Source organism: Polyangium jinanense (assembly GCF_028435265.1).
Taxonomy (GTDB): Bacteria; Myxococcota_A; Polyangia; order Polyangiales; family Polyangiaceae; genus Polyangium; species Polyangium jinanense.
In genome coordinates, this window is the sequence record NZ_JAGTJK010000003.1 from 270673 (window position 1) to 292001 (window position 21329).

The window sequence follows — 21329 nt, forward strand, 5'->3', positions numbered from 1 at the left end:
ATGCGAAAAACCATTGCGACACTCGCCTCTGCGCTCACGCTCTTCTTGCCGGCGCTCTCGCTGGCCCAGGAAGGGGCGGACGAAGCGCTCCTCGGCGAGGAGGATCCGTCCCGCCCCGCGCCCGCCGGAAAAGGCGTCATCTGGGGCGTCGTGACGGACGCGAAGACGAAGGAGCCCGTGATCGACGCGCAAGTCTCGGTCGTCGGGACGAACAAGAAGGCGATCGCGGATTTCGACGGTCGATACCGGCTGGAGCTCGCGCCGGGTACCTACGAACTTCGCGTCTTTTATCAGCTCTACAAGGCGCAACGCGTGCAGAACGTGCGCGTCACGGCCGGCACGGTCGAGAAGGTCGACGTCACGCTATCGACGGAGGAGAGCAAGCAGGAGATCGTGGTCGAGATCGAGGCGGACCCGGACCGGGCCTCGGCCGCGGCGCAGACGCTCCTCCGAAAGAACGCGGCGCACACGGGCGACGCGGTGAGCGCACAGGAGATCGCGCGGACGCCGGATCGCAATGCGGCAGACGCGGCGCGGCGCGTGGTCGGCGCGTCCGTCGTCGGGCAGAGGTACGTGTACGTGCGTGGCCTCGGCGATCGGTACACGAATGCGCTCTTGAATGGCGTGCCGCTGCCGAGCCCCGAGCCGGATCGGCAGGCGGTGCCGTTCGATCTCTTCCCGACGACGGTCCTCAGCGATCTGACGATCGTCAAGACGTTCACGCCCGACATGCCGGGCGATTTCACGGGCGGTTCGGTGCGCGTGTCGACGCGCGAGCTGCCCGAGAAGTTCACGATCAGCGGTACGTTTTACCTCGGGGCCAACTCGGAGACGACGTTCCGGAGTCGGCTCACGTATGCGGGTGGCGGGACCGATTTCCTCGGCATCGATGACGGGACGCGGGCGCTGCCGCCGGGCATCCCCACCGATTACAAGGTCGGGAAGGGCGATGTGAAGCCGGATGGATCACTCGTCACCCAGCGCGAGGCCGACGAGTTCGGACGCATGCTCAATCGCCCGATGACGACCTCGCGCACGACCGCGTTGCCGAACATGAGCGGTAACTTCACGATCGGCAATACGCACCGGTTCGGCGACGAGCATGAGTTCGGCTACATGGCGGCGCTGACGTACGGGCGGCGATTCCAGGTCCGGAGCGGCGAGATCCTTCGGACGTTCACGATCGATACCAACATATCGAACGAGCTGGACCTGCAGAACGATTACCGCGTGGAGACGGGCCTCGACGTCGTGTCCTGGGGCGGCTTTGCGGGGCTCACCTACCGATATGCGAAGGACCACAAGGTCTCGCTCATCGGCTTGCACAGCCGTTCGTCGGAGAACGAGGCGCGCGAGATCGCTGGGCGCGCCGAGGAGGGCGGCCCGGGGCGCACTGCCTACGATACGCGCCTCCGCTTCGTGAGCCGCTCGCTCACGTTCGGTCAGCTCGCGGGCGAGCACAAGATTCGCAAGGCGAATGACGCGACGCTCGAATGGAACCTGACAGCGTCCGCCGCGACGAGCGACGAGCCGGATACGCGGGAGAACGTGTACCTGGCGGACGACGGGCGGAAGGCGTGGCAAAGCACGACGCTCTCCGGAATGCATTTCTACGCGAGCCAGGCCGAGACGGCCCTCGGCGGAGCCGTGCATTACACGCAGCCCATCCGGAAGGGAGATTCGCCGACGCGCGTGAAGGTGGGCGGCCTCGTGCAGGTTCGCAGCCGCGCCTTCGACGCGCGGCGCTTCCGGTACATCCCGACGCCGGAGACGACGGAAGAGGCCGCGGCGCTTTCGCTGCCGCCGGATCAGCTCTTCACGAACGAATACATCGGGAGCTCCCTCTCCCTGACGGAGTACACGCGGACGACGGACTCGTACGACGCGACGCAGCGCATGTTTTCGGGGTACTTCATGGCGGACACCTCGATCCGTCCGTGGATGCGCGTCGTGCTCGGCGCGCGGGTCGAGGCGTCGTCCCAGCGGCTCGATACGATCGATCCGTCGAAGCTCGTGCCCCAGCACGTCGAGCTCTCCACGACGGACCTGCTTCCCTCGCTCGGGCTCGTTTTCAAGACGAACGAGCGGTCGAACCTGCGCGCCTCCGTGACGCGCACGGTCGCGCGTCCGCAGCTACGCGAGCTCGCGCCGTTCTCGTTCACCGATTACTTCGGCGCCCGCGAGAACCAGGGCAACCCCGATCTCGACCGCACCACGATCGTGAACGCTGACCTGCGCTTCGAGTTTTTCCCGACGCTCGCCGAGGTCGCGGCGATCAGCGTGTTCTACAAGGATTTCACGAAGCCAATCGAGCAGATCATCATGCCGTCGAGCCGCGGCATCGTGTCGTACCGGAACGCGAAGGGGGCGCAGAACGCCGGCATCGAGCTCGAATTGCGGAAAAACCTCGCGTTCGTGAGCCCGATCCTCGCCGATCTCGGCGTGCTTGCGAATTTGACGCTCGTGCATTCGCGTGTCTCCCTCGAAGAAGGCGAGGGGGTGCAGACGAGCAACGTCCGCCCGCTCGCCGGGCAATCGCCGTACGTGGTGAACGCGGGGCTCGATTACGCGAGCGACAAGCGCGGGACGCGCGTCCGCGTGCTCTATAACGTCTACGGTCGGCGCATCGCGCAAGTGGGCATGGACGGACTCCCGGACGTCTACGAGCAGCCGCGCCACCTGCTCGACGTGACCGTGGCCCAGCGCGTCGGTAAATACGTGGACCTGAAGCTCTCGGCGGAGAATCTCCTGCTCGCGCCCGTCGTGTTCACGCAGGGGCCAAGCCAAGAAAACGTCGCCCACGAGGACATTCCCAACTTGACGAACGTCGTGCAGCAATTCCAGCCCGGTGCGACGTTCACCTTGAGCGCTACCTTCCAGAATTGACGGGTTGTCGCGAGATCGTTACGCGCGCCCTGCAATGGCGTCACGCAGTACCACCAGAATGCGCGGCCGGAGGAATCACCGACCATGCGATCGAAGGTATTGCTTGCGACGAGCGCGCTTTTGGCGGCCAGTCTGATCGGCTGCGGCGGGGACGAGAACGGACAAACCCCGGCGCCTCCCGCGAAGGGCAATGAGATCCCGGCGAACATCACGTCGGATCTGACGCTCACGGCCGACCAGGATTGGCTCCTGCGGGGAATCGTGCACGTGCGCGCGGGCGCGACGCTCACGATCGAGCCGGGCACCACGATCAAGGGCGACAAGTCCACGCTCGGCACGCTCGTCATCGACCCGGGCGCTCGTATCCACGCCGAGGGCACGAAGGACGAGCCCATCGTCTTCACGAGCCGCAGCGAGCCCGGCGACCGCTCTGCCGGCGATTGGGGCGGCGTCATCCTGCTCGGCAAAGCGCCGATCAACGTGACCGGCGGAAAAGCGAACGTCGAGGGAATCGAGGCGAGCGCGGAGACCGAATACGGCGGGACCGACCCGGCAGACAACAGCGGCGTGCTGAAATATGTGCGGATCGAATTCGGCGGAATTCTCCTTTCGACGGACAATGAGATCAACGGGCTCACGCTCGCCGGCGTCGGCAGCGGAACGACGATCGATTACGTCCAGGTCCGCTACACGCTCGACGATTGTTTCGAGTTCTTCGGCGGCACGGTGAACGCGAAGCACCTGGTTTGCACGTACAATCAGGACGACGGGATCGACTGGGATCTCGGGTATACCGGAAAACTCCAGTTCGTCGTGGTCCAGCAGGATCCGGCCGCGGTGGACGACACGAACGCCTTCGAGGGTGACAACGACGCGATGGGCACGACGAACGCGCCGATCTCGGAGCCCACGATCTACAACGCCACGCTCGTCGGCAAGAACGTGGACGTCGACAAGCAGCAGTACGCGATGCTTCTGCGCCGCGCGACGAAGGCGAGTCTGTACAACATCGTCGCCACGGGCTTCGAGGCCGGCATCGATGTCCGCGACGCGTCGACCGTGTCGCTCGAAGGGGCCATCTTCCACGGAAATCTCGCGCAAAACGTCGCGTACGTGGAGACGCCCGAAGGCGAAGGTTCCGAGAAGGACGACGATATGGGCTTCGACGAGGTCAAGTGGTTCACCGACAGCGGCAACGTCGAGGTCGACCCGATGCTTGTCGCTCCCTACGATCGCGAGGCGCCTGATTTCCGGCCGAAGGCGACGCTCACGACGGGCGCCGTGACGCCGCCGAGCGACGGCTTCTTCGACACGAAGGCGAGCTACGCGGGCGCGTTCTCGCAGGACGACACGTGGCTCGACGGCGCCTGGATCTCGTTCACGCCGAACTAGCCGAAAAAGCTCCGTAGAGTCCGCCCGCCAAACCGCCGCGCCCGCACGACCGCGCGTGATCGCGCCGTGGATCGCTCTTTGCGTGCGCGCCCCCGAGTGCGTTCGGCGATCATGAAGTGGCGCGCCCTCACCCGAGGGCGCGCGCCAATGGGACATGCTGGCAAGCCCTCTGGGCGCGCGGTGCACAGCGAGCAGCGCCTCAGGGTCGAGGTGGCTGGGCTCTTCGGAGAGCCCGTGCGCGCGAGGCGGATCGAGCGCGCCCTGGGCGAGTTGCCGGGCGTGACCGAGGCGCGAGCAAACGAGCATGCGGGCACCGTGCTCTGCGTGCTCGCGCCGAACGCGGAGACGTCACGCGCGGAGGTGCTCGCGCTCCTCGCGCAGCACGAGGACTCGCAGGGGCCGCCGCCGCCCTCGCTGTCACGGCTCGCCGAGAGCGCGGCCGCTTCGGTGCGCGACGTGATGCGCACGTACGGGGCGAACGGCAGCGCCGAGGACGAGGAGGAAGCGACCCCGACGACGCCATGGCACGCGCGCTCGATCGACGAGCTCACGCAGGCGTTTTCGGTGGATCTGGAGCGCGGCCTTTCGGCGATCGAGGCGCACCGGATCCTGCGCGAGGTCGGTCCGAACGTGCTCGCGGGCGTCGCACCGCGCACGTCGCTCGAGATCCTCGCGGGCCAGGTCTTCACGGTGCCGACGGCGCTGCTCGCAGGCGCCGCGGGCCTGTCCGTGCTGCTCGGCGATCTGCTCGAAGCAGGCGCGATCCTGCTCGTCGTGGGCTCGAACGTGGTCGTCGGATATTTTACGGAGTCGCGTGCGGAGGAGCTGCTCGACGCGTGGAGCAAGTTCCGCGTGGAGTGGGCGCGCGTGCTGCGCGACGGCGTGGAGACGACCGTCGCGGCGAGCGAGGTCGTTCCAGGCGACGTGCTCTGCGTGCGCGCCGGCGATGCGATCGCGGCGGACGCGCGGATCGTGGAAGCCTCGGATCTGTCGATCGACGAGAGCACGCTGACGGGCGAGAGCGAGCCCGCGGAGAAGGATACGGCCGCGGTGGCCGAGAGCGCTCCGCTCGCCGATCGGGACGACATGCTCTATGCGGGCACGGTCGTGGCGACGGGGAGCGCGCGCGCGATCGTCGTGGCGACGGGCAGGGCGACGGAGCTCGGCGCGATCCAGCGCGCGCTGTCGCACACGGCCGATCGTGCAGCGCCGCTCGAGCAGCAGCTCGATCAGCTCGGGCGCAGGGTCGCGACGCTCGCGTTCGGGAGCTCGATCGCGGTGACGGCGCTCGGCCTTCTGCGTGGTCAGCCTCTCGCGGCGCTCGCGCGCTCGGCCGTGGCGCTCGGCGTTGCGGCGATCCCCGAAGGTTTTCCCGCGGTGGGGACGACGGCGCTCGCACTCGCGAGCCAGCGGCTGAACCGCAAGGGCATCGTGATCCGCAGGCTCGCGGCGGCCGAGACGCTCGGCGCGGTGAGCGTGGTTTGCGCGGACAAGACGGGGACGCTCACCGAGAACCGCATGCGCGTCGCGGAGGTGTTCCTACCGGGCGAGGGGCTCGTGCGGGTCGAGTACGGCGCGACGTCGGTCGAGAACGGCGCGCCTCCGTCGCTCGGGCTCATCGGAGAAGACGGCCGGCGCGTGTCGGTCTCGTCGCTGCGGGAGATCGGGCGCATCGCGGCGTTGAACGCGGATGTGGAGCTCGACGAGCGGGACGAGATCACGAGCGGCAGCGGCACGGAGCGCGCGCTCGTCGAGTTCGCGATGGCGATCGGCTACCCGGTGCGGCGCCGAAGGGGCGCGGCGAAGCGGGTGCGCGAGGAGCGACGCAGCGCGGATCGGCCGTTCATGGTGACGGTGCACGAGCACCCGGATCTCGGCCGGATCGAGCTCGTGAAGGGCGCGCCCGAGCCGGTGATCGAGCGCGCGAGCGTGGACCCTGCCGAGCGCGCGCGGCTCCTCACGATGAACGAAGAGATGGCGTCGCGGGGCCTCCGCGTGCTCGCGCTCGCGTGGCGGAAGGACGGCGATCCGAAGAGGACCCACGAAGCGCCGCTCGTGCTCGCGGGCCTCGTGGGGATGCGTGATCCGCCGCGGCGCGGGGTACGTGAGGCGCTCGCGGTGCTCGCCGGTGCGGGCGTGCGGACGATGATGCTGACGGGCGATCAGGCGCGGACCGCGCAGGCGATCGGCGCCGAGCTCGGGATCAGCCCGGCCGATGTCTACAGCCGCGTGACACCCGAGGCGAAGCTCGACGTCGTGCGCGAGCTGCAGGACGCCGGCGCGATCGTGGCGATGACGGGCGACGGCGTGAACGACGGGCCGGCGCTGAAGGCCGCGGACGTCGGCGTGGCGATGGGCGAGCGCGGGACGGACATCGCGCGCGCGGTCGCGGACGTGGTGCTCGCGCACGACGATCTCGGCAGCCTCGCGGACGCGGTGAGCGAGGGCCGGAGGCTCTACGACAACGTGCGGCGCGCGATCGAGTACCTCGTCGCGACGAACGCGAGCGAGGTGATGGTCATGCTCGCCGGCTCGGTCGTCGGCGCCGAGCCGCTCGGCCCGCTGCAGCTCCTCTGGATCAACATGCTGACGGACGTCGCGCCCGCGCTCGCGCTGGCGATCGAGCCTGCGGACGCGGACGTGATGCGCAGGCCCCCGCGTGATCCGCAAGCGCCGCTCTTCGGGCCGGCGCGTGGAAAGAAGCTCGCGCGCGAGGCCGCGAAGATGGCGACGATCTCGCTCGCCGCGTATGGCATCGGGGCCGTCGGGCCCGGCGCGAGCTTGCCGCGGGCTCGCACGATGTCGTTCGCGTCGCTCGTCGTGGCGCAGCTCCTTCACGCGCGGTCGTGTCGATCGAGCGGATCGCTGCCGAACCCAGAGCTCCAGCGCGCGCTCGTGGCGAGCCTCGGCCTGCAGGCGGCGGCGCTCGGCCTGCCCGGCTTGCGTCGCGTGCTCGGCACGACGCCGCTCGGTCCGATCGATCTCTCGATCGCGGTGCTGCTCGGGCTGCTCCCGACGCTCGCGCGGGAAGGGAAAGCACTGTTCAACCCGGAGGCTCCGATCGTCGTGGAGCGACGCGACATGCCGGCGGGATCGACCCTGATCCAAGGGGCCGATCGGTACGCGCCGGGATCATGGGCGTCGTCGCCCGTGATGTTCGAGGAGGAGGCTCGTCGATGAAGTTTCACACGCCATCGTTCATTCTCGGATTCGGCAGCGCGGTCGTCGTGCTGGGGACCGCGCAGCGGCTCAAGCCTGCGGTCGTGGAGATCGCGGCGCTTGGCCTGCACCTCGCGCGGCTCGGTCGCGCCGTCGTGGAGCGGCAACGCGAGCACGCCGAGGACCTGTGGGCCGAGGTGGAAGAGCGCGCGCGTCACCTGCGCGAGGCGCCGCGTCGCCGTCGCGCGGGCGCGACCACGGGCAACGGCAAACACGTGCCGGGCGCGGCGAACGCGCAGCCCGGATCCGCGTCGCACTGAGTGAAGTCGAGCGAGAGGGAAGGGGAGGAGAGACGTGATACCCAGCGAGCAGTGGAGTGAGCTCGTCCATAGCCTTCCGCGCCGCGTGCGGCTGCGATCCCGGGCGATCGTGGGCCACCGCGACGCGTGCCTGCGCGTCGCGGAGAAGCTCGCGATGATGGATCCGAGCTGCGAGCGCGTGGAGATTCGTCCGTGGACGGGCTCGGTGATCGTGGAGCGCGAGGAAGGGACGCTCGACGCCGAGGCGGTGCGCGCGATGCTGGCGCGGCTCGTGGCCGAGGAGCGCGACGAGCAAGGCCGCAAGCTGACGGACCTCGGCCACGACGCGCTGCCGGGCCCGACGCGCGTGGCGAAGGCCGTGGCGCACGCGTTCGCCGAGATCAACAGCGACGTGCGGAGCGCGCTCGATCACCGCGCGGACCTCGGGACGCTGATGCCGGTGCTGTTCTTCTCACTCGGCCTGGTGGAGATCGGCGTGACGCGGAAGCTGCCGGCGCCGGCCTGGTTCAACCTGGTGTGGTGGTCGATCCGGTCGTTCATGACGTTCAACGCCGGAGCGGTGGAGCAGGAGGGAAGGGCGGTCGCTACGGATGGGGGGCTGGATTAGCGGCGAGCGGGCGGGGAGGGCGATGGACAAGGATGTCGCCCTTCCGCATACTCGCGCCGTGACGAGCCGCCTGAAGACGTTCCGGGAGTACATGGCGCGGCTGGATGCCGCGGCGAACCCGGAGCGCGCGCTGGAGCGTGGGTTTTACGTGGAGCGCCCCGGGCGGTCGGTGGGCAAGGAGATCACGGACCGGGTTGGGCTGCGGCCGGCTTCGACGCATCTACTCGTAGGTGGAGTTGGGTCGGGGAAAACCACGCAACTCCTTGTTGCCTGCAACCAACTGAACGAGCTCGAAGATACGTGGGCGAAGTACATTGACGTCAGCGAAACCTACGACCTCGAGATGCTCCGGCCGGGAGCGCTGCTTGACCTTGCGGAGTGCGCCCTCGGGGGCATGCCCGACGACAGCATCAATTACGGGCTGCCGGAGCAGGTCGATGAATTGCGCAAACTCCATGCGCGGCTGGCCCAAGAAAAGCCACACCAAACCATCTTCTTTGACTCGCTCGATCGCCTCGCGGATCCGGCCATGTTCGAGCAGATCGCGGAGCATGTCATCCGGGTGATCCGTTCGATAGGAATCGGCGTCGTCGTCGCGGGGCCGCTGCGCGCCCTCTACGGCCTCGATCGTCCCATCGCGGACCGCTTCGACTACTTTTACCACCAACCACCGGTCGACGTGCAGCAGGACCCCGACGGCCGTTCATTCCTCGTGAGCATCCTGCGCGCCCGCCTCTCAGCCAAAGTTCTCCCCGACGACACGTGTTTCCGCCTCGCCGCATGGTCCGGCGGCGTGCTCCGAGACCTCGTAGCCCTCGCTCAGTCAGCCTGCGAGGAGGCTTATGTCTCGGGCTCGGATACCATCACCGCCGCCGAAGCCGACCGCGCCGCTGATGCCTTCGGCCGCAAGCACCTGCTCGGCCTCGGGCCCGACGAGATCGAGGTCCTCCAGCGCGTCCGCAAGACGGGCAACTTCATCCAAGCCTCGGAGAAAGATCTCGCGCTGCTCGTCACGCGCCGCGTGCTCGAATATTCGGGCGGGCGCACGCGCTACGCCGTGCACCCGACCCTCGAACCGCTGCTCGCGCAGCTCGCGACCACTCCATGAGCACCACGCCGAACCCCATGGGCGCGGACGAGCTCGCCATGCGTGTCGTCGCGCGCTCGGTGCCCGGCGCGTTCTTCACGCTGCTCGCGCCCGACGCCGACGTTGCCCGCGCGGCGGCGGTGGTGAGCGAGGAGATTTCGTCATTCGGTGACGAAGCGGCTCTGCGCGTCGAGCCCAAGGACGCGCTGGCCTTCACGCGGCGCATCCAGGAACACGCGAGCGGGCCGGTCGTCGTCTCGGGCGTCGATGGGTTCACCGGGACAGAGTGGGCGCACCTCGATCTGTTGCGATCCCGTCTCGCGCACGACGGCGCGATCGTCCTCGTGATGGGCGAGCAATCCTTCGCGCGCCTGATGCGGGCTGCGCCGAACTTTGCGAGTTTCCTTGGAGGCTCTCTCTGGCGCTGGGATCGGTCCTCGTCGATCCTCTCGCACGAGGAGCGAGAAGCACGGCTGCGGGCCTTGCAGGCGTGGTCCGGCAGGACCAACGACGATGTCGTCAGCCTCGCGCAGCGAGGAGAGCTCCCGCGCGACCCCGAGTACGCCGAGTGGCTGGTCCTTCTCGACCGAGGGGATCTCCTTGAGCGCTGAGCTCCGCGAACGAAGGCATGCGCTCCAGGAACGGGTGACGGGGCTCGTGCCGCCCTTGCCAGAGAGCCCGGATGCGCTCTTCAAGGAGATTCGCCAGCACCTCTGGCAAGCCGCCGACCAGGGCGCGCTGAGGACGCCGCCGCAAGGGATCATGCGGCTCCTGAAGCGCACGTCGGAGGGCCAGCCGAGAGGACAGGTGGCCATCACGGGCGGCGAAAAGAACGAGAAGCGCACGAGGGATCGCGCGCACTTCGAGCGGGACGACGGAGCCTGGTTCGATTTCGCCATCACGGTTGCGTACGAGCCCGGAGTGCCGCTCGTCCTCCTCGGCTACAACTTCGAGATCCGCTTTCCGGACCTCCAGAGCCCCCTGTTCGTGCGCTTCGACGTGAACCTTCCGGGGCACGAGAACGAGGCGCTGGGCATTCGCTCGCACTTGCACCCGGGATCAGACGATTTGCAGGTCCCTGCGCCGTTCATGAGCCCTCTCGAAGTGCTCGATGACGTCGTCTACGGTTTGCGGCTGCGCGAAGGAAGAAAGCCGCGCGCGACCCGCGGCGCTTCGGCTTAGCCTCGAACCGTTTCGATCGCTGATGTGGCCCCGGCGAGGTGCCTTCAGAGCTTGGAGACGGCCCCTTCACCCGCCGTCCCCTCTTCGAGCCACTTCCCAACACCCCTTTCAAAACAAAACCGCCCTTCCAAACTCGTGAGCCCGTGTACACTCCCGCCCTGAAACGAAAGGACCCTCCATGGCTGAAGTCTCCAAGCTCGTCTCCGACCGGGTTGCGATCACGCGCACTTTGACCTCGGCGGTCTCCGTGCATGGCAATGAGACCGCCGAGCAGATCGAGCGGGCGTTGTTTCCGGAGGGCACGCCGCCCGGCTTTCAGATGTGCGTGTTCCTCCAGGCGCTCGGCGCGCTCGCGCAGCGCTCCGTGGACGAGCTCTCCGCGGCGAACCAGGCGCACGCGACCGAGCTCGCCGACGACGCCGAGCCGCGGGCCACGCGGGACTCGGCCAAGGACGAGCTCCGCGCGCGCATGATCGGCATCCGCAGCACGCTCTCGGGCGTGTACGGCGCGGCCATCCTGAGCGCGTATGGGCTCTCGGGCGAGACGCCGAGCGAAGCGGAGCACCTCATCGAGGCCGCCTGCACCACCGAGCGCCTCTTGCGCAACCGCCCTCTCACCGAGGCGCCGAAGCAGGAGGGCGTCTCGGTGGACCCGAAGGCGCTCGCCGACAGCCTGAAGGCGCGCGTCGACGCGCTTCGTACGGCGCTCGGCGACGTGCGCCGGGAGGAGCGCGAGGCCCAGGTGACGCTGCAGCGGCGGAACGCGGCGACCGCAGCTTGGAACGGGGTTTATCAGGGGGTCGCAGACACCCTGACGGGGCTCTTCGAGCTCGCGGGAAAGGGGGAGCTCGCAGACCGGGTGAGGCCCACGGCGCGCAGGCGGGCAGGTTTGACCGAGGCGGAGGACGTCGAGGGCGGAGCGGCAGGCGAGGGGTGACTTCGCGCTTGCGTCCCGCCGCCTCCCCACGCAGATCGCGTACGATGTCAAGCGGAACTTGCGCATGCGCCTCGTGATCGTCGCCGCCTGCGCTGTCACGCTCCTCCCCGCCTGCGGCTCCCACGCCGAATCCCAGCCTCTCGTCATCGACCCGCTCCCCCCGCGCCGCGGACGCTCCTCCGTCCCCGTCGTCGCTTCCGCCTCCGCCTCCGCGCCTGCCTCCGCCGCTGCCACAGCGCCCGCGCCCGTCCCCGATCCCGAGGCCACGCGCCTCTTCCTCGAGCGTTACGCCGCGCCGTCGCTTCCGCTCCTCCCTGACCTCAAGCCTTCACGCGTCCTCGCGCTTGCCTTTGATGGATCGGTGCGTGGCGAAACGGCGGGCATGTCCGCGGAGGGAGCCCGGTTCGGCGCGACGCTTGCCGAGGGAGAGCGCGCGTGGGTGCCCGTCTCGTATCCGGTTGGCGCTTGCGTCACCGTCGTCGCGCAGGGCGGCCTCGGCGTCGTCGAGGTCGACGCCTTCCTCACCACGGGCGAACCTGCGCCCGTGAAGATCGTCGCGCAGGACGTGCGCGATGGGCCCACCGCCGTCATCGGCGGCAGGGACGACTGCTTCCCCTTGCTCGAGCCCTTCATCGGCAACCTCTCGGTCACCGTGCGCAAGGGCTCCGGCATGGTCCTCGTCCAGCAGTTTCGACCGATCACGCGTGATCGTTGAGAGGGTGTTCCCCAAGCTGCTGCGCGGCTCGATGCGTCGGTCGGCCTCGCTCGACGTACGATGTACGCCTCGCTCGACCTTCCTAGCCTCGAGCCGCTCGCGACGCCTGGAGAACACCCTCTGCACGATTCCACGCAACTCGCGAGCGCCTGATGTCGATGGATGCGCGTGCCTCCCTCCATCGTCCTCGCGCCCGACGCGCCCGCGTACCCCGCTGTCCTCCGTGCCCTCGCCACCCCCGAGCGCGCTCCGCCGACCTTGTACCTGCGCGGCGCTCTTCCTACCTTGCCCGGCGTCGCCGTCGTCGGCCGCCGCGCGGCCAGCGCCGACGCTCGTGCTTTCACCCGCGTGCTCGTCCGCGACCTCGTCTCCGCTGGCTTCGCGATCTGGTCTGGCGGCGCGTTCGGCATCGACGCCGCTGCGCACGAGGCCGCGCTCGAAGCTTCCGGCCGCACCGTCGTCGTCACCGGCGCCGGGCTCGACTGCCCGTATCCCCTCGAGCACGTGCCCCTCTTCGATCGTGTCCTCGCCGCGGGCGGCGCGCTCCTCTCGCGCTTGCCTGATACGAGCCCCCCGCGTCCTCAGCATTTTCTCGCGCGAAACCACGTCCTTGCCGCGCTCACGCTCGCGACCGTCGTCGTCGAGGCGGGCCTGAAGAGCGGCGCTCGTTCGGCGGCTGCGGCGGCGCGCAAGCTCGGTCGGCCGCTCGGCGTTGTCCCGCATCCTCCGTGGTCCGAGGCTGGCGCGGGCTGCGCCGAGGAGCTAGCCATGGGGGCCCGCGCGGTCACTTGTGCGGCGGACGTCCTCGGCGCCGTGGGTCACGGCCCCTCTCCTCGCCGAAAGCGTACGGAGACGGAGCCCAGGCCCCCTGCTCGGGACCTCCCCCTTCCCTTCGAGGGGACCTTCGGCCCTCTCGAAAAAGCCGTTCTTGGTGTTTTGGGGGATACCCCTACGCACCTGGACGTGATCTGCGATACGGTCAGGGCGCCTCTTCCTGCGGTCGCTGGGGCGCTCTTGACGTTGACACTACAGGCCGTAGTAGTAGAGGGCCCCGCCGGCTCCTACCGGCGGGGCAAGCGCTAGATGGGCCCACCTGCTCGTTGTCGAGCGGAGCGGACCCACGGGTTTTCCCCTCGTCCTCACGCAATTTGCTCATCAGAAGGTGGTGATGGCCAAGACGCTCGTCATCGTGGAGTCGCCGGCCAAGGCGAAGACGATCAAGAAGTACCTCGGCTCGGGGTACGACGTCGTCGCCTCCAAGGGGCATTTGAAGGATCTGCCCAAGAACCAGAACGCCGTCGACGTCGCGAACGACTTCACCGAGAAGTACGAGGTCATCGTCGGGAAGGAGAAAGTCCTCCAGGAGCTGAAGGACGCGGCCAAGAAGGTGGACGCGGTGCTCCTGGCGACCGACCCTGATCGCGAGGGCGAGGCGATCGCTTGGCACATCCTCGAGGAGATCCAGGACGACAAGCTCCGGGTCGAGCGGGTGGAGTTCCACGAGATCACGAAGAAGGGCGTCGACCACGGCGTCCAGCACCCCCGGCCGCTCGACATCAACCTCTACGACGCCCAGCGCGCTCGCCGCGTGCTCGATCGCATCGTCGGCTACGACGTGTCCGCGCTCGTCTGGTCGAAGCTCGCCTTCGGTCTGTCCGCCGGCCGCGTGCAGTCCGTGGCGCTCCGGCTGATCGTCGATCGCGAGCGTGAGATCGAGGCGTTCGTCCCCGAGGAGTACTGGAACGTCTCGGCCGGACTCTCGGCGCCGAGCGGCGCGGCCTTCGTGGCCAAGCTCGCCGCGGCCGAGGGCGAGAAGATCGAGGTGAAGAACGGCGAGACCGCCGCCTTCGTGCGCGCCGATCTCGAGAGCGCGAGCTGCAAGGTCGCGAAGGTCACGCGCCGCGAGCAGAAGCGCAACCCGCCCGCGCCGTACACGACCTCGAAGCTCCAGCAGGACGCGACGAACATCCTGCATTTCGGCACGAAGCGCACGATGCAGGTCGCGCAGGGGCTCTACGAAGGCGTCGACCTCAAGCAGGACGGCGGCCCCGTCGGTCTCATCACCTACATCCGTACCGACTCGACGCGCGTCAGCGACGACGCCATCGCCGAGGTGCGCCAGGCGATCGAGAAGCGTTACGGCAAGTCCTTCGTCCCGGACAAACCGAACGTCTACAAGTCCAAGAAGAACGCGCAGGACGCACACGAGGCGATCCGACCGACGGACGTCAACATCCACCCGGACTCGGTCAAGAAGCACCTCAAGGACGAGCAGTACAAGCTGTACAAGCTCATCTGGAACCGCTTCGTCGCCTCGCAGATGACGCCCGCCGTCTACGATCGGACGACGGTCGAGATCCAGGCCGAGCCCACGCGCGGCGATGCCTCGCGCAAGTCGTACATGCTCCGCTCGACGGGGCGCGTGCTCAAGGACAAGGGCTGGCTCGAGGTCACCGAAGGGCAGCGTGATTTCGCGGGCGAGGAAGAGGCAGGGGCGGACGGTGAGGCCCCGGAGCCCACGGCCGCGGCGAAGGCCGCGCCGGTCGAGGAGGACAGCGACGCGCTCCTGCCCGAGATGAACGAGGGCGACGTGATCCGCCTCGCGACGCCGCCCGGCGTGGTGACGGAGCAGAAGTTCACGCAGCCGCCGGCGCGCTACAACGAAGGCTCGCTCGTGCGTGAGCTCGAGAAGCGCGGCATCGGCCGTCCTTCGACGTACGCCGAGATCATCAGCAAGGTGCAGCAGCGCGCGTACGTGGAGAAGCTGCCCGGCGGCGCGTTCCAGCCGACGCAGCTCGGCAAGTTCGTGGTCGAGGGCCTCGTGCGCTCGAACCTCGACTTCATGGATCCGAACTTCACCGCGCAGATGGAGGAGGAGCTCGACGAGGTCGGCGCCGGCAAGATCAAGCGCGAGCAGCTCCTCAAGCGGTTCTACAAGCGCTTCCGCCAGCAGCTCGAGCCGGCGAAGAAGCTCGCCTCGTGGAAGCCGCCGTCGGAGAAGACGGGCATCCCCTGCGAGGAGTGCGGCGAAGGGGAGATGATCAAGAAGTGGGGCAAAAACGGCTACTTCTTGAGCTGCAGCCGCTACCCCAAGTGCAAGGCCACGCGCGACCTTTCGAACAGCGCGCAGGCCGTGCGCGAGACGGACATCACCTGCGACAAGTGCGGCAAGCCCATGGTGATCCGCACCGGCCGCTACGGTGACTTCCTCTCCTGCACGGGCTACCCGGCCTGCAAGAACGCGCGCCCCGTGCCCCTCGGCGTCGCCTGCCCGCAGTGCGGCGGCGACATCATCGAGGTCCGGCCGCGCAAGAAGGGCGGGCGCACGTTCTACGGCTGCTCGAACTTCAACGCCGAGCAGAAGTGTGACTTCAAGCTCTGGGCGAAGCCCATCGCCACCCCGTGCCCGACCTGCGGCGCCAAGTTCCTGACCCGCACGGCCGGCAAGAAGCCGATGCTCGTCTGCGCGACGAAGGACTGCGGCTTCAAGCAAGAGGTGCCCGAGGAGGACGAGGCCGGCCTCGCCGGCGCCGCGCCCGAGGGCGCCGCGGGTGACGACGGGTCGGCCGAGGCCGACGCGCCGTCCGAGCCCAAGTCCCCGCCCAAGGCCAAGGCCGAGCCCAAGCCCGCGGCGAAGGCCGAGGAGAAGCCCAAGGCCGCGGCGAAGACCGCCGACAAGAAGGGCGCCACGAAGACGGCGTCGAAGTCGAAGAGCAACGGCCGAGCCTCGGCCTAATCAACCCCTCCCTCCCCCAAGGCGCGCCCGTTCGTCGCGGCGCGCCTCTTATTCCCCGACACCATGACCGAAGCTCGCTCCCACGACGTCACCATCGTCGGCGCCGGCCTTGCCGGCTGCGAGGCCGCCTTCCAGCTCGCCGAGCGCGGCCACCACGTGCGCCTGCTCGAAATGAAGCCCGCGCGCCGCACGCCCGCGCAGACGAGCGACTTCTTCGCCGAGCTCGTCTGTTCGAACTCCCTCCGCGGCGCGGCGCTCGCGAACGCTGTCGGCTTGCTCAAGGAGGAGCTCCGCCGCGTCGGATCGCTCGTCATGCGCGTCGCCGATCGAACGGCCGTGCCTGCGGGCGGCGCGCTCGCCGTGGATCGCGAGCGCTTCGGCGCCGAGATCACGACGACCATGCGCGAGCACCCGCGCATCACGGTCGAGACGCGCGAGGTCACGGAGATCCCGCAAGAGCGTCCCGTCATCCTCGCGACCGGCCCGCTCACCGCGGACGCGCTCGCCGCCGCGATCGCCGAGGCCGTCGGCACAAAGCACCTCGCGTACTACGACGCGATCGCGCCCATCCTGAGCGCCGAATCGATCAACTGGTCGAAGGTCTGGAAGCAGTCGCGCTGGGGCAAGGGCACGGCCGAGCGTGCGCAGGAGCCTGGCCGCAAGATGATGGCCGAGGACGCCGAGGAGAGTGGCGACGAGGCGTACGTCAACTGCCCGTTCGACGAGGAGACGTACCGCGCGTTTGTCGCGGCGCTCGTCGCGGCGGAGAAGGTCGCGCCGCGCGAGTTCGAGGACGTGCGTTACTTCGAGGGCTGCTTGCCTTGCGAGGTCATGGCCGAGCGCGGCGAGCGCACGCTCGCGTACGGGCCGATGAAGCCCGTCGGGCTCGTCGATCCGCGCACGGGAAGGCGGCCGTACGCCGTGATCCAGCTCCGGGCCGAGGACGCGGCCGCGACGGCGTACAACATGGTCGGCTTCCAGACGCGCATGAAGTACCCCGAACAGCTCCGCGTCTTCCGCATGGTCCCGGGCCTCGAAGAGGCGGAGTTCTTGCGGTTCGGCTCGGTGCATCGCAACACGTTCGTCGACGCGCCGAAGGTGCTTGGTCCGGGCATGGAGATGCGCGCGATGCCGGGCGTCTTCCTCGCGGGGCAGGTCGCGGGCGTCGAGGGCTACGTGGAGAGCGCGGCGGCGGGGTTTGTCTGCGCGGTGCTGCTCGCGCAGCGGCTCGCGGGCAAACCGCTCGTGCCGCCGCCGAAGACGACGGCGCTCGGCGGCATCCTCACGCACCTCGGCCGCGAGCAACCCTCGTATCAGCCCTCGAACATCACGTGGGCGCACGTGCCGCCGCTCGAAGGCACGAAGTCGAAGCTCACGAAGCGCGCGCGCTACGAGGCGATGGCCGAGCGCGCGCTCGCCGATCTCGATCCCTGGAAAAACACGGCGCTCTGATCGCCCCCGGATCATGCCTGGGCATACGCGCGTTTGGCGCGGGCGCATCCGTGTATCGTCCGGGCGTATCGCCGTATGAGCTGGGCATATTCGCGCCATTCAACCAGGGCGAACCATCGTTCGAACCCTTAGACGAAAAACCAAGAGATTTCCGCGGAATGGCGGGTTCATCCGGGAAATGCCGTCGGGGCTCTGGCATTCTACCTCCGGCGATCCGGAACCTCCTGAATCGATAACACTGGCGCAACCGACAGACAGGCGGCGACGACCCGCGTAGTGTCCTTTCTCGTCGCGGTCGCGGCGAATCGGAAATGCGCGAGGTGGCGCGTTTCTGCGCACTTCGGCGCGTCTCGGCGGGCGTTTGGGCGCCCCGGACGGCCATCGCGGCTTCATCTTGGAGGGGACGACCGATGTTGAACGTGGAGCAGGCAATCGCCGAGGTCGCGGGCGTGTATCAATCGATCACCGGGCGCGCCATCAAGCCGGGACGTTATGAGCTTCCGCCGGAGGTGGATCCCGCGTCCCATGCCGAGAGCAATTATCGGCAGTTCAAGGTGCTCCTCGAGCAGAAGGCGCGCGCCTCGGCGGAGCCGCGCGGCAAGAGTGAGCCTGCGTTCGCGCCTCCGGTCGACGTCGTCGAGCTCGAGCGCGAAGTGCGCGTGATGGTGGACGTGCCCGGCGTGACGCGCGAGCAGCTCGTCGTATCGATGACCGGCGACGCGCTCACGATTCGTGGCGAGCGTGGCGCATTGCGATCGGCAGCGGGCATGATGCGGCTGGAAGAGCGGCGCAAGGGGCCGATTCTCCGGACGATCGCGCTGCCGCCGCGGGCGCGGCGCGACGGGATCGAGGCGACGCTGCGGGACGGCGTCCTCACGGTCGTGATTCCCACGGACGGCCATGGGAACGACGTGACCGAGGTCCCGATCGACGTGAAATGAAGGTTTTCGGGTGCGGCGCCTGCGAGCGTTCCGCACCCGGCGAGAATTTCTGGCGCAGAGCGCTGGAAAGGTAGTGCCGCGTCGGGGCATAGGGCCTCGAGGCGGAGATTGTGCACGAGCCCTGATTCAAGGGGGGTATGACCATGGATCCCAAGACCTACGAGATCAACAACCTGCGCATCCTCAACGATTACCTCGCCCAGACGTGTGAGGTGCTGGCGCGCACGCAGCGGATCAGCCTCAATCGCGACTTCAACCGCGAGATGGCCGGCCTCTCCCATACCCCGTTCGGCGCGACCCCGTTCGGCACGACCCCGTTCGGGTTCGGCGTGCCGGTGCAGGGCATGGATCCGCGGACCGTGGATTACACGGGCGGCCTCGGGCACTCGCCGTACGGCGTGTATCCGTACAACTACGGGATGCAGTCGGTCCCGACGTGGACCGGCCCGCAGCACGTGGGCGGCCTGCCGACGAGCATCGACCCGTTCTACGCGCAGCGTAGCGGCCTGAGCCACACAACGGCCACACCGTGGACGGGGTGGAATCCCTTCACGGCCGAGATCGTGCGGCAGCGCGAGATCGCTCGTCAGCAGTACGAAGCCTGGTGTCGCTCCTGCGGCTTCTGATCGGATGCCATTGAGCGGGAGATCGGTCCTCCTCGGCCGGTCTCCCGGCGCGTCTCCACGCGCCATTGGGGTCTAGGCCGCCGTCGCCTTTCGCGTGACGGCGGCCGAGACCTTTTTTGTTTTCGCGTAGCGGCGTTCCATCGCGTGGCGATACGCCTCGGCTCGAAATGCCTCAAACCAGCTCGGGAAAAATCGCTTCGAGGACCTCGTCGAGCGTCCGCGCGAAGACGACCATGTGCTCGGCGATCTTGCGTGGCACGCGCTCGGCGTGTGTCACGTCGTCCCGGTTTTGCGCGGGCAGCACGATCCGCGAGAGGCGACGCTCGTAGGCGCCCTCGATTTTCGCGTCGACGTCGCCGATGCGGCCGAGCGACAGGACGTCGTGCGCGTCGCAGATCATGGCGCCCGAGAATGCGACGTCGGCCGGCGCGGAGAACCCGAGCATCACGCTCGCGAAAGCGACGGCTATCGGCAGGCCGGCGCTGTCGCCGGACGAGGGCTCGTCGTCTTTCGTGAAACGGAGGAGAAACCGGCGATCGTCGAGCTCGGGATCGACGCGGTGAGGATAACGGGCCCGGACGAAGGCGCGCACCGCCTGGAAAATGGAGACCGCGCGGGCGCGGAGGTCCGGCGCGACCGAGCCGAGCACGTCCTTTTCGTCGAGGCCGCCGCGGCCGCGTTTCGTGCGTCGGCTGTCGGCCCAGAGCTCGTGAATCACGCCGCGCACTTCGCCGCCGCGGCGCAATGCGGCGGCCGCGAGCACGTAGGGGCGCGGCGTGCGCGCGGCGTCCGCGAGGGCGCGGGCGTGGGCCTCGTATCGCGCCTTCGCGTCGAGCTCACCTTTCGCCTCGGCCACGCGCGCGAGCGCGAGCACGGCCGCGTGATCCTCCGGATGCGCTTTTCGCCGCGCCCGGAGCACCGATCCCGCCTCCGCGAGCCGCTCCGGCGATCCGAGCGCCTCGCGCGCATCCTCGAGACGCGCGTCCTCGTGCCCGAGCAGCCGCGTCAGCGCTGCGGCGTCCGGCCGTTCGAGCCCCGCGACCCCGCGCCGCCGCGCCAAACGCGCCCGCTCGTGCTCCCCGATCGCCTCCAGCGCATCCGCATAATAAAGCAAATCGACGGCCGTGGTTCGTCCTTCTCGATCGAGCTCCGCGTACATCGCCTCGGCGCGCGCCGGCTCGCCGGCCCAGAGCGACAGCGCGGCGGCGCGCCGGCGGTGCTCGGGGCGCTTTCGATCCCGGATTCGATCGAAGAGGTGCTGGACGGCGCGGTGTCCAAAGGGCAAGACGGACAAACCCTCGGGGGGCACGTACGCGGTCGGCAAGGCCCGCGCGGCCTCCCGGAGCGAGAGCACGTGCATGCGGCGGCGGAAGACTTCCAGATAACGCGCCTCGAACAGCTCCGCGAGGCGTGTATGCCCAAGCTTGCCCACGAGCCGCGCGACGCGCCGGAGCAGCGAGGGGCGCCGCGTGACGAGGTAGGCATATCGCACGGCCCGGAGCGCGCGGCGGATCCGCTCCGGCGTCCCTTCTCGTTCGTACAGGAGCGACAGGCAAAGCAATCGCTCCGCGTCGTTCGCGAGCCCGGGCTCGTCGGCGAGGCGCTCCAGCGTGGTGATCGCGCCCCGCACGTCCTGCGCCTGCTCCAGCAAAAAAGCGCGCTCCAGCATCGCGAGCTTGTACACGCTGCGCGCCTCGGTGCGCGCCCGCGCCGCGACCCGATCCACGATGCGCAGCGCCCCCTGCAAATTGCCTCCGAACGCCACGCGAAACGCGTGCTCGAGCTCCGACAAACCCGTCGTCGCTCCCGCCTCGGGGGCGACGTGCGGTCCGCGCGCGGATTGCGACTCTTCCCGCAAGCTCGCCTCGAAGAGCCGTCCGAGCGTTGCCAGCGCCGAAGGCTCGCCGCCCGCGCGGGCCGCCATTTCGGTGTGCAGCGTGATTGCAGCGCCGAGCTCGCCGCGCGCGTGGTGAATCGCCGCGAGCAGCCCCAGGGCCGCCTCGTCGTCGGGCGCGAGCGCGAGCGCCGCGTGCGCCTCCACCTCGGCCCGATCCGAGAGCCGCGCCTCGAACGACAGCCGCGCGATCACGATGTGCGCCGCGGCGCGCCGCCGCAGCGGCTCTTTGCGCGCGCGCCGCGGCGGATCCACGAGCTCCATGTCGAGCAGATGGCCGAGCTGGCGCAAGAGCTCGTCGTCGAGGCCTTCGGAGGCCAGGGCGGCGTCGAGCTCTCCTGCCCCGCCGGACTCCGAAGGGGGCCCGGCTGCCTGGTGTTTGTCCCGCGACATCC

The 21329-nt window shown here is 68.9% G+C and carries 16 protein-coding genes; 15 read left to right on the top strand and 1 reads right to left on the bottom strand.

Going from position 1 to position 21329, the window contains the following annotated elements; genetic code table 11:
• The 15 genes from KEG38_RS09750 (at window position 1) to KEG38_RS09820 (ending at window position 19040) form a co-directional block, all read left to right on the top strand.
• Complete coding sequence (locus tag KEG38_RS09750) at window positions 1–2886, top strand: TonB-dependent receptor (protein WP_272418875.1); 2886 nt, start codon at window positions 1–3, stop codon at window positions 2884–2886.
• Window positions 2887–2970: 84 nt separating this feature from the next.
• Window positions 2971–4278: a beta-helix domain-containing protein gene (locus KEG38_RS09755; protein ID WP_272418876.1), complete on the top strand. Its 1308-nt coding sequence runs from the start codon at window positions 2971–2973 to the stop codon at window positions 4276–4278.
• A 234-nt stretch (window positions 4279–4512) separates the two neighbouring features.
• A complete protein-coding gene (locus KEG38_RS09760; RefSeq protein WP_272418877.1) occupies window positions 4513–7458 on the top strand; it encodes a cation-translocating P-type ATPase in 2946 nt (981 codons plus the stop codon).
• On the top strand, window positions 7455–7757 hold the full coding sequence (locus KEG38_RS09765; RefSeq protein WP_272418878.1) for a hypothetical protein: 303 nt from the start codon (window positions 7455–7457) through the stop codon (window positions 7755–7757). The genes KEG38_RS09760 and KEG38_RS09765 overlap by 4 nt, the downstream gene beginning before the upstream one ends.
• 34 nt (window positions 7758–7791) lie before the next feature.
• Complete coding sequence (locus tag KEG38_RS09770) at window positions 7792–8364, top strand: HMA2 domain-containing protein (protein WP_272418879.1); 573 nt, start codon at window positions 7792–7794, stop codon at window positions 8362–8364.
• Between the two features lie 58 nt (window positions 8365–8422).
• Window positions 8423–9472: an ATP-binding protein gene (locus KEG38_RS09775; RefSeq protein ID WP_272418881.1), complete on the top strand. Its 1050-nt coding sequence runs from the start codon at window positions 8423–8425 to the stop codon at window positions 9470–9472.
• Window positions 9469–10062: a hypothetical protein gene (locus KEG38_RS09780; protein WP_272418882.1), complete on the top strand. Its 594-nt coding sequence runs from the start codon at window positions 9469–9471 to the stop codon at window positions 10060–10062. Before KEG38_RS09775 ends, KEG38_RS09780 begins: the two co-directional genes overlap by 4 nt.
• Window positions 10052–10633, top strand: coding sequence for a hypothetical protein (locus KEG38_RS09785; RefSeq protein ID WP_272418883.1), 582 nt, complete (start codon window positions 10052–10054; stop codon window positions 10631–10633). Before KEG38_RS09780 ends, KEG38_RS09785 begins: the two co-directional genes overlap by 11 nt.
• 178 nt (window positions 10634–10811) lie before the next feature.
• Window positions 10812–11570: a hypothetical protein gene (locus tag KEG38_RS09790; RefSeq protein WP_272418884.1), complete on the top strand. Its 759-nt coding sequence runs from the start codon at window positions 10812–10814 to the stop codon at window positions 11568–11570.
• A gap of 64 nt (window positions 11571–11634) precedes the next feature.
• On the top strand, window positions 11635–12285 hold the full coding sequence (locus tag KEG38_RS09795; RefSeq protein ID WP_272418885.1) for a hypothetical protein: 651 nt from the start codon (window positions 11635–11637) through the stop codon (window positions 12283–12285).
• Between the two features lie 168 nt (window positions 12286–12453).
• Window positions 12454–13368: a DNA-processing protein DprA gene (locus KEG38_RS09800; RefSeq protein ID WP_272418887.1), complete on the top strand. Its 915-nt coding sequence runs from the start codon at window positions 12454–12456 to the stop codon at window positions 13366–13368.
• 85 nt (window positions 13369–13453) lie between these two features.
• A complete protein-coding gene (gene topA / locus KEG38_RS09805; RefSeq protein WP_272418888.1) occupies window positions 13454–16021 on the top strand; it encodes a type I DNA topoisomerase in 2568 nt (855 codons plus the stop codon).
• 63 nt (window positions 16022–16084) lie between these two features.
• A complete protein-coding gene (gene trmFO, locus KEG38_RS09810; protein ID WP_272418889.1) occupies window positions 16085–17473 on the top strand; it encodes a methylenetetrahydrofolate--tRNA-(uracil(54)-C(5))-methyltransferase (FADH(2)-oxidizing) TrmFO in 1389 nt (462 codons plus the stop codon).
• A gap of 410 nt (window positions 17474–17883) precedes the next feature.
• Window positions 17884–18414: an Hsp20/alpha crystallin family protein gene (locus tag KEG38_RS09815; protein ID WP_272418890.1), complete on the top strand. Its 531-nt coding sequence runs from the start codon at window positions 17884–17886 to the stop codon at window positions 18412–18414.
• A gap of 143 nt (window positions 18415–18557) precedes the next feature.
• Window positions 18558–19040, top strand: a complete 483-nt coding sequence (locus KEG38_RS09820; RefSeq protein WP_272418891.1) for a hypothetical protein — start codon at window positions 18558–18560, stop codon at window positions 19038–19040.
• 172 nt (window positions 19041–19212) lie between these two features.
• On the opposite strand, the gene KEG38_RS09825 is transcribed toward KEG38_RS09820, so the two are convergent.
• The gene (locus KEG38_RS09825) at window positions 19213–21327 is read right to left on the bottom strand and encodes a S16 family serine protease (protein ID WP_272418892.1); all 2115 of its coding nucleotides are present in this window, start codon (window positions 21325–21327) and stop codon (window positions 19213–19215) included.
• Window positions 21328–21329: the final 2 nt, after the last annotated feature.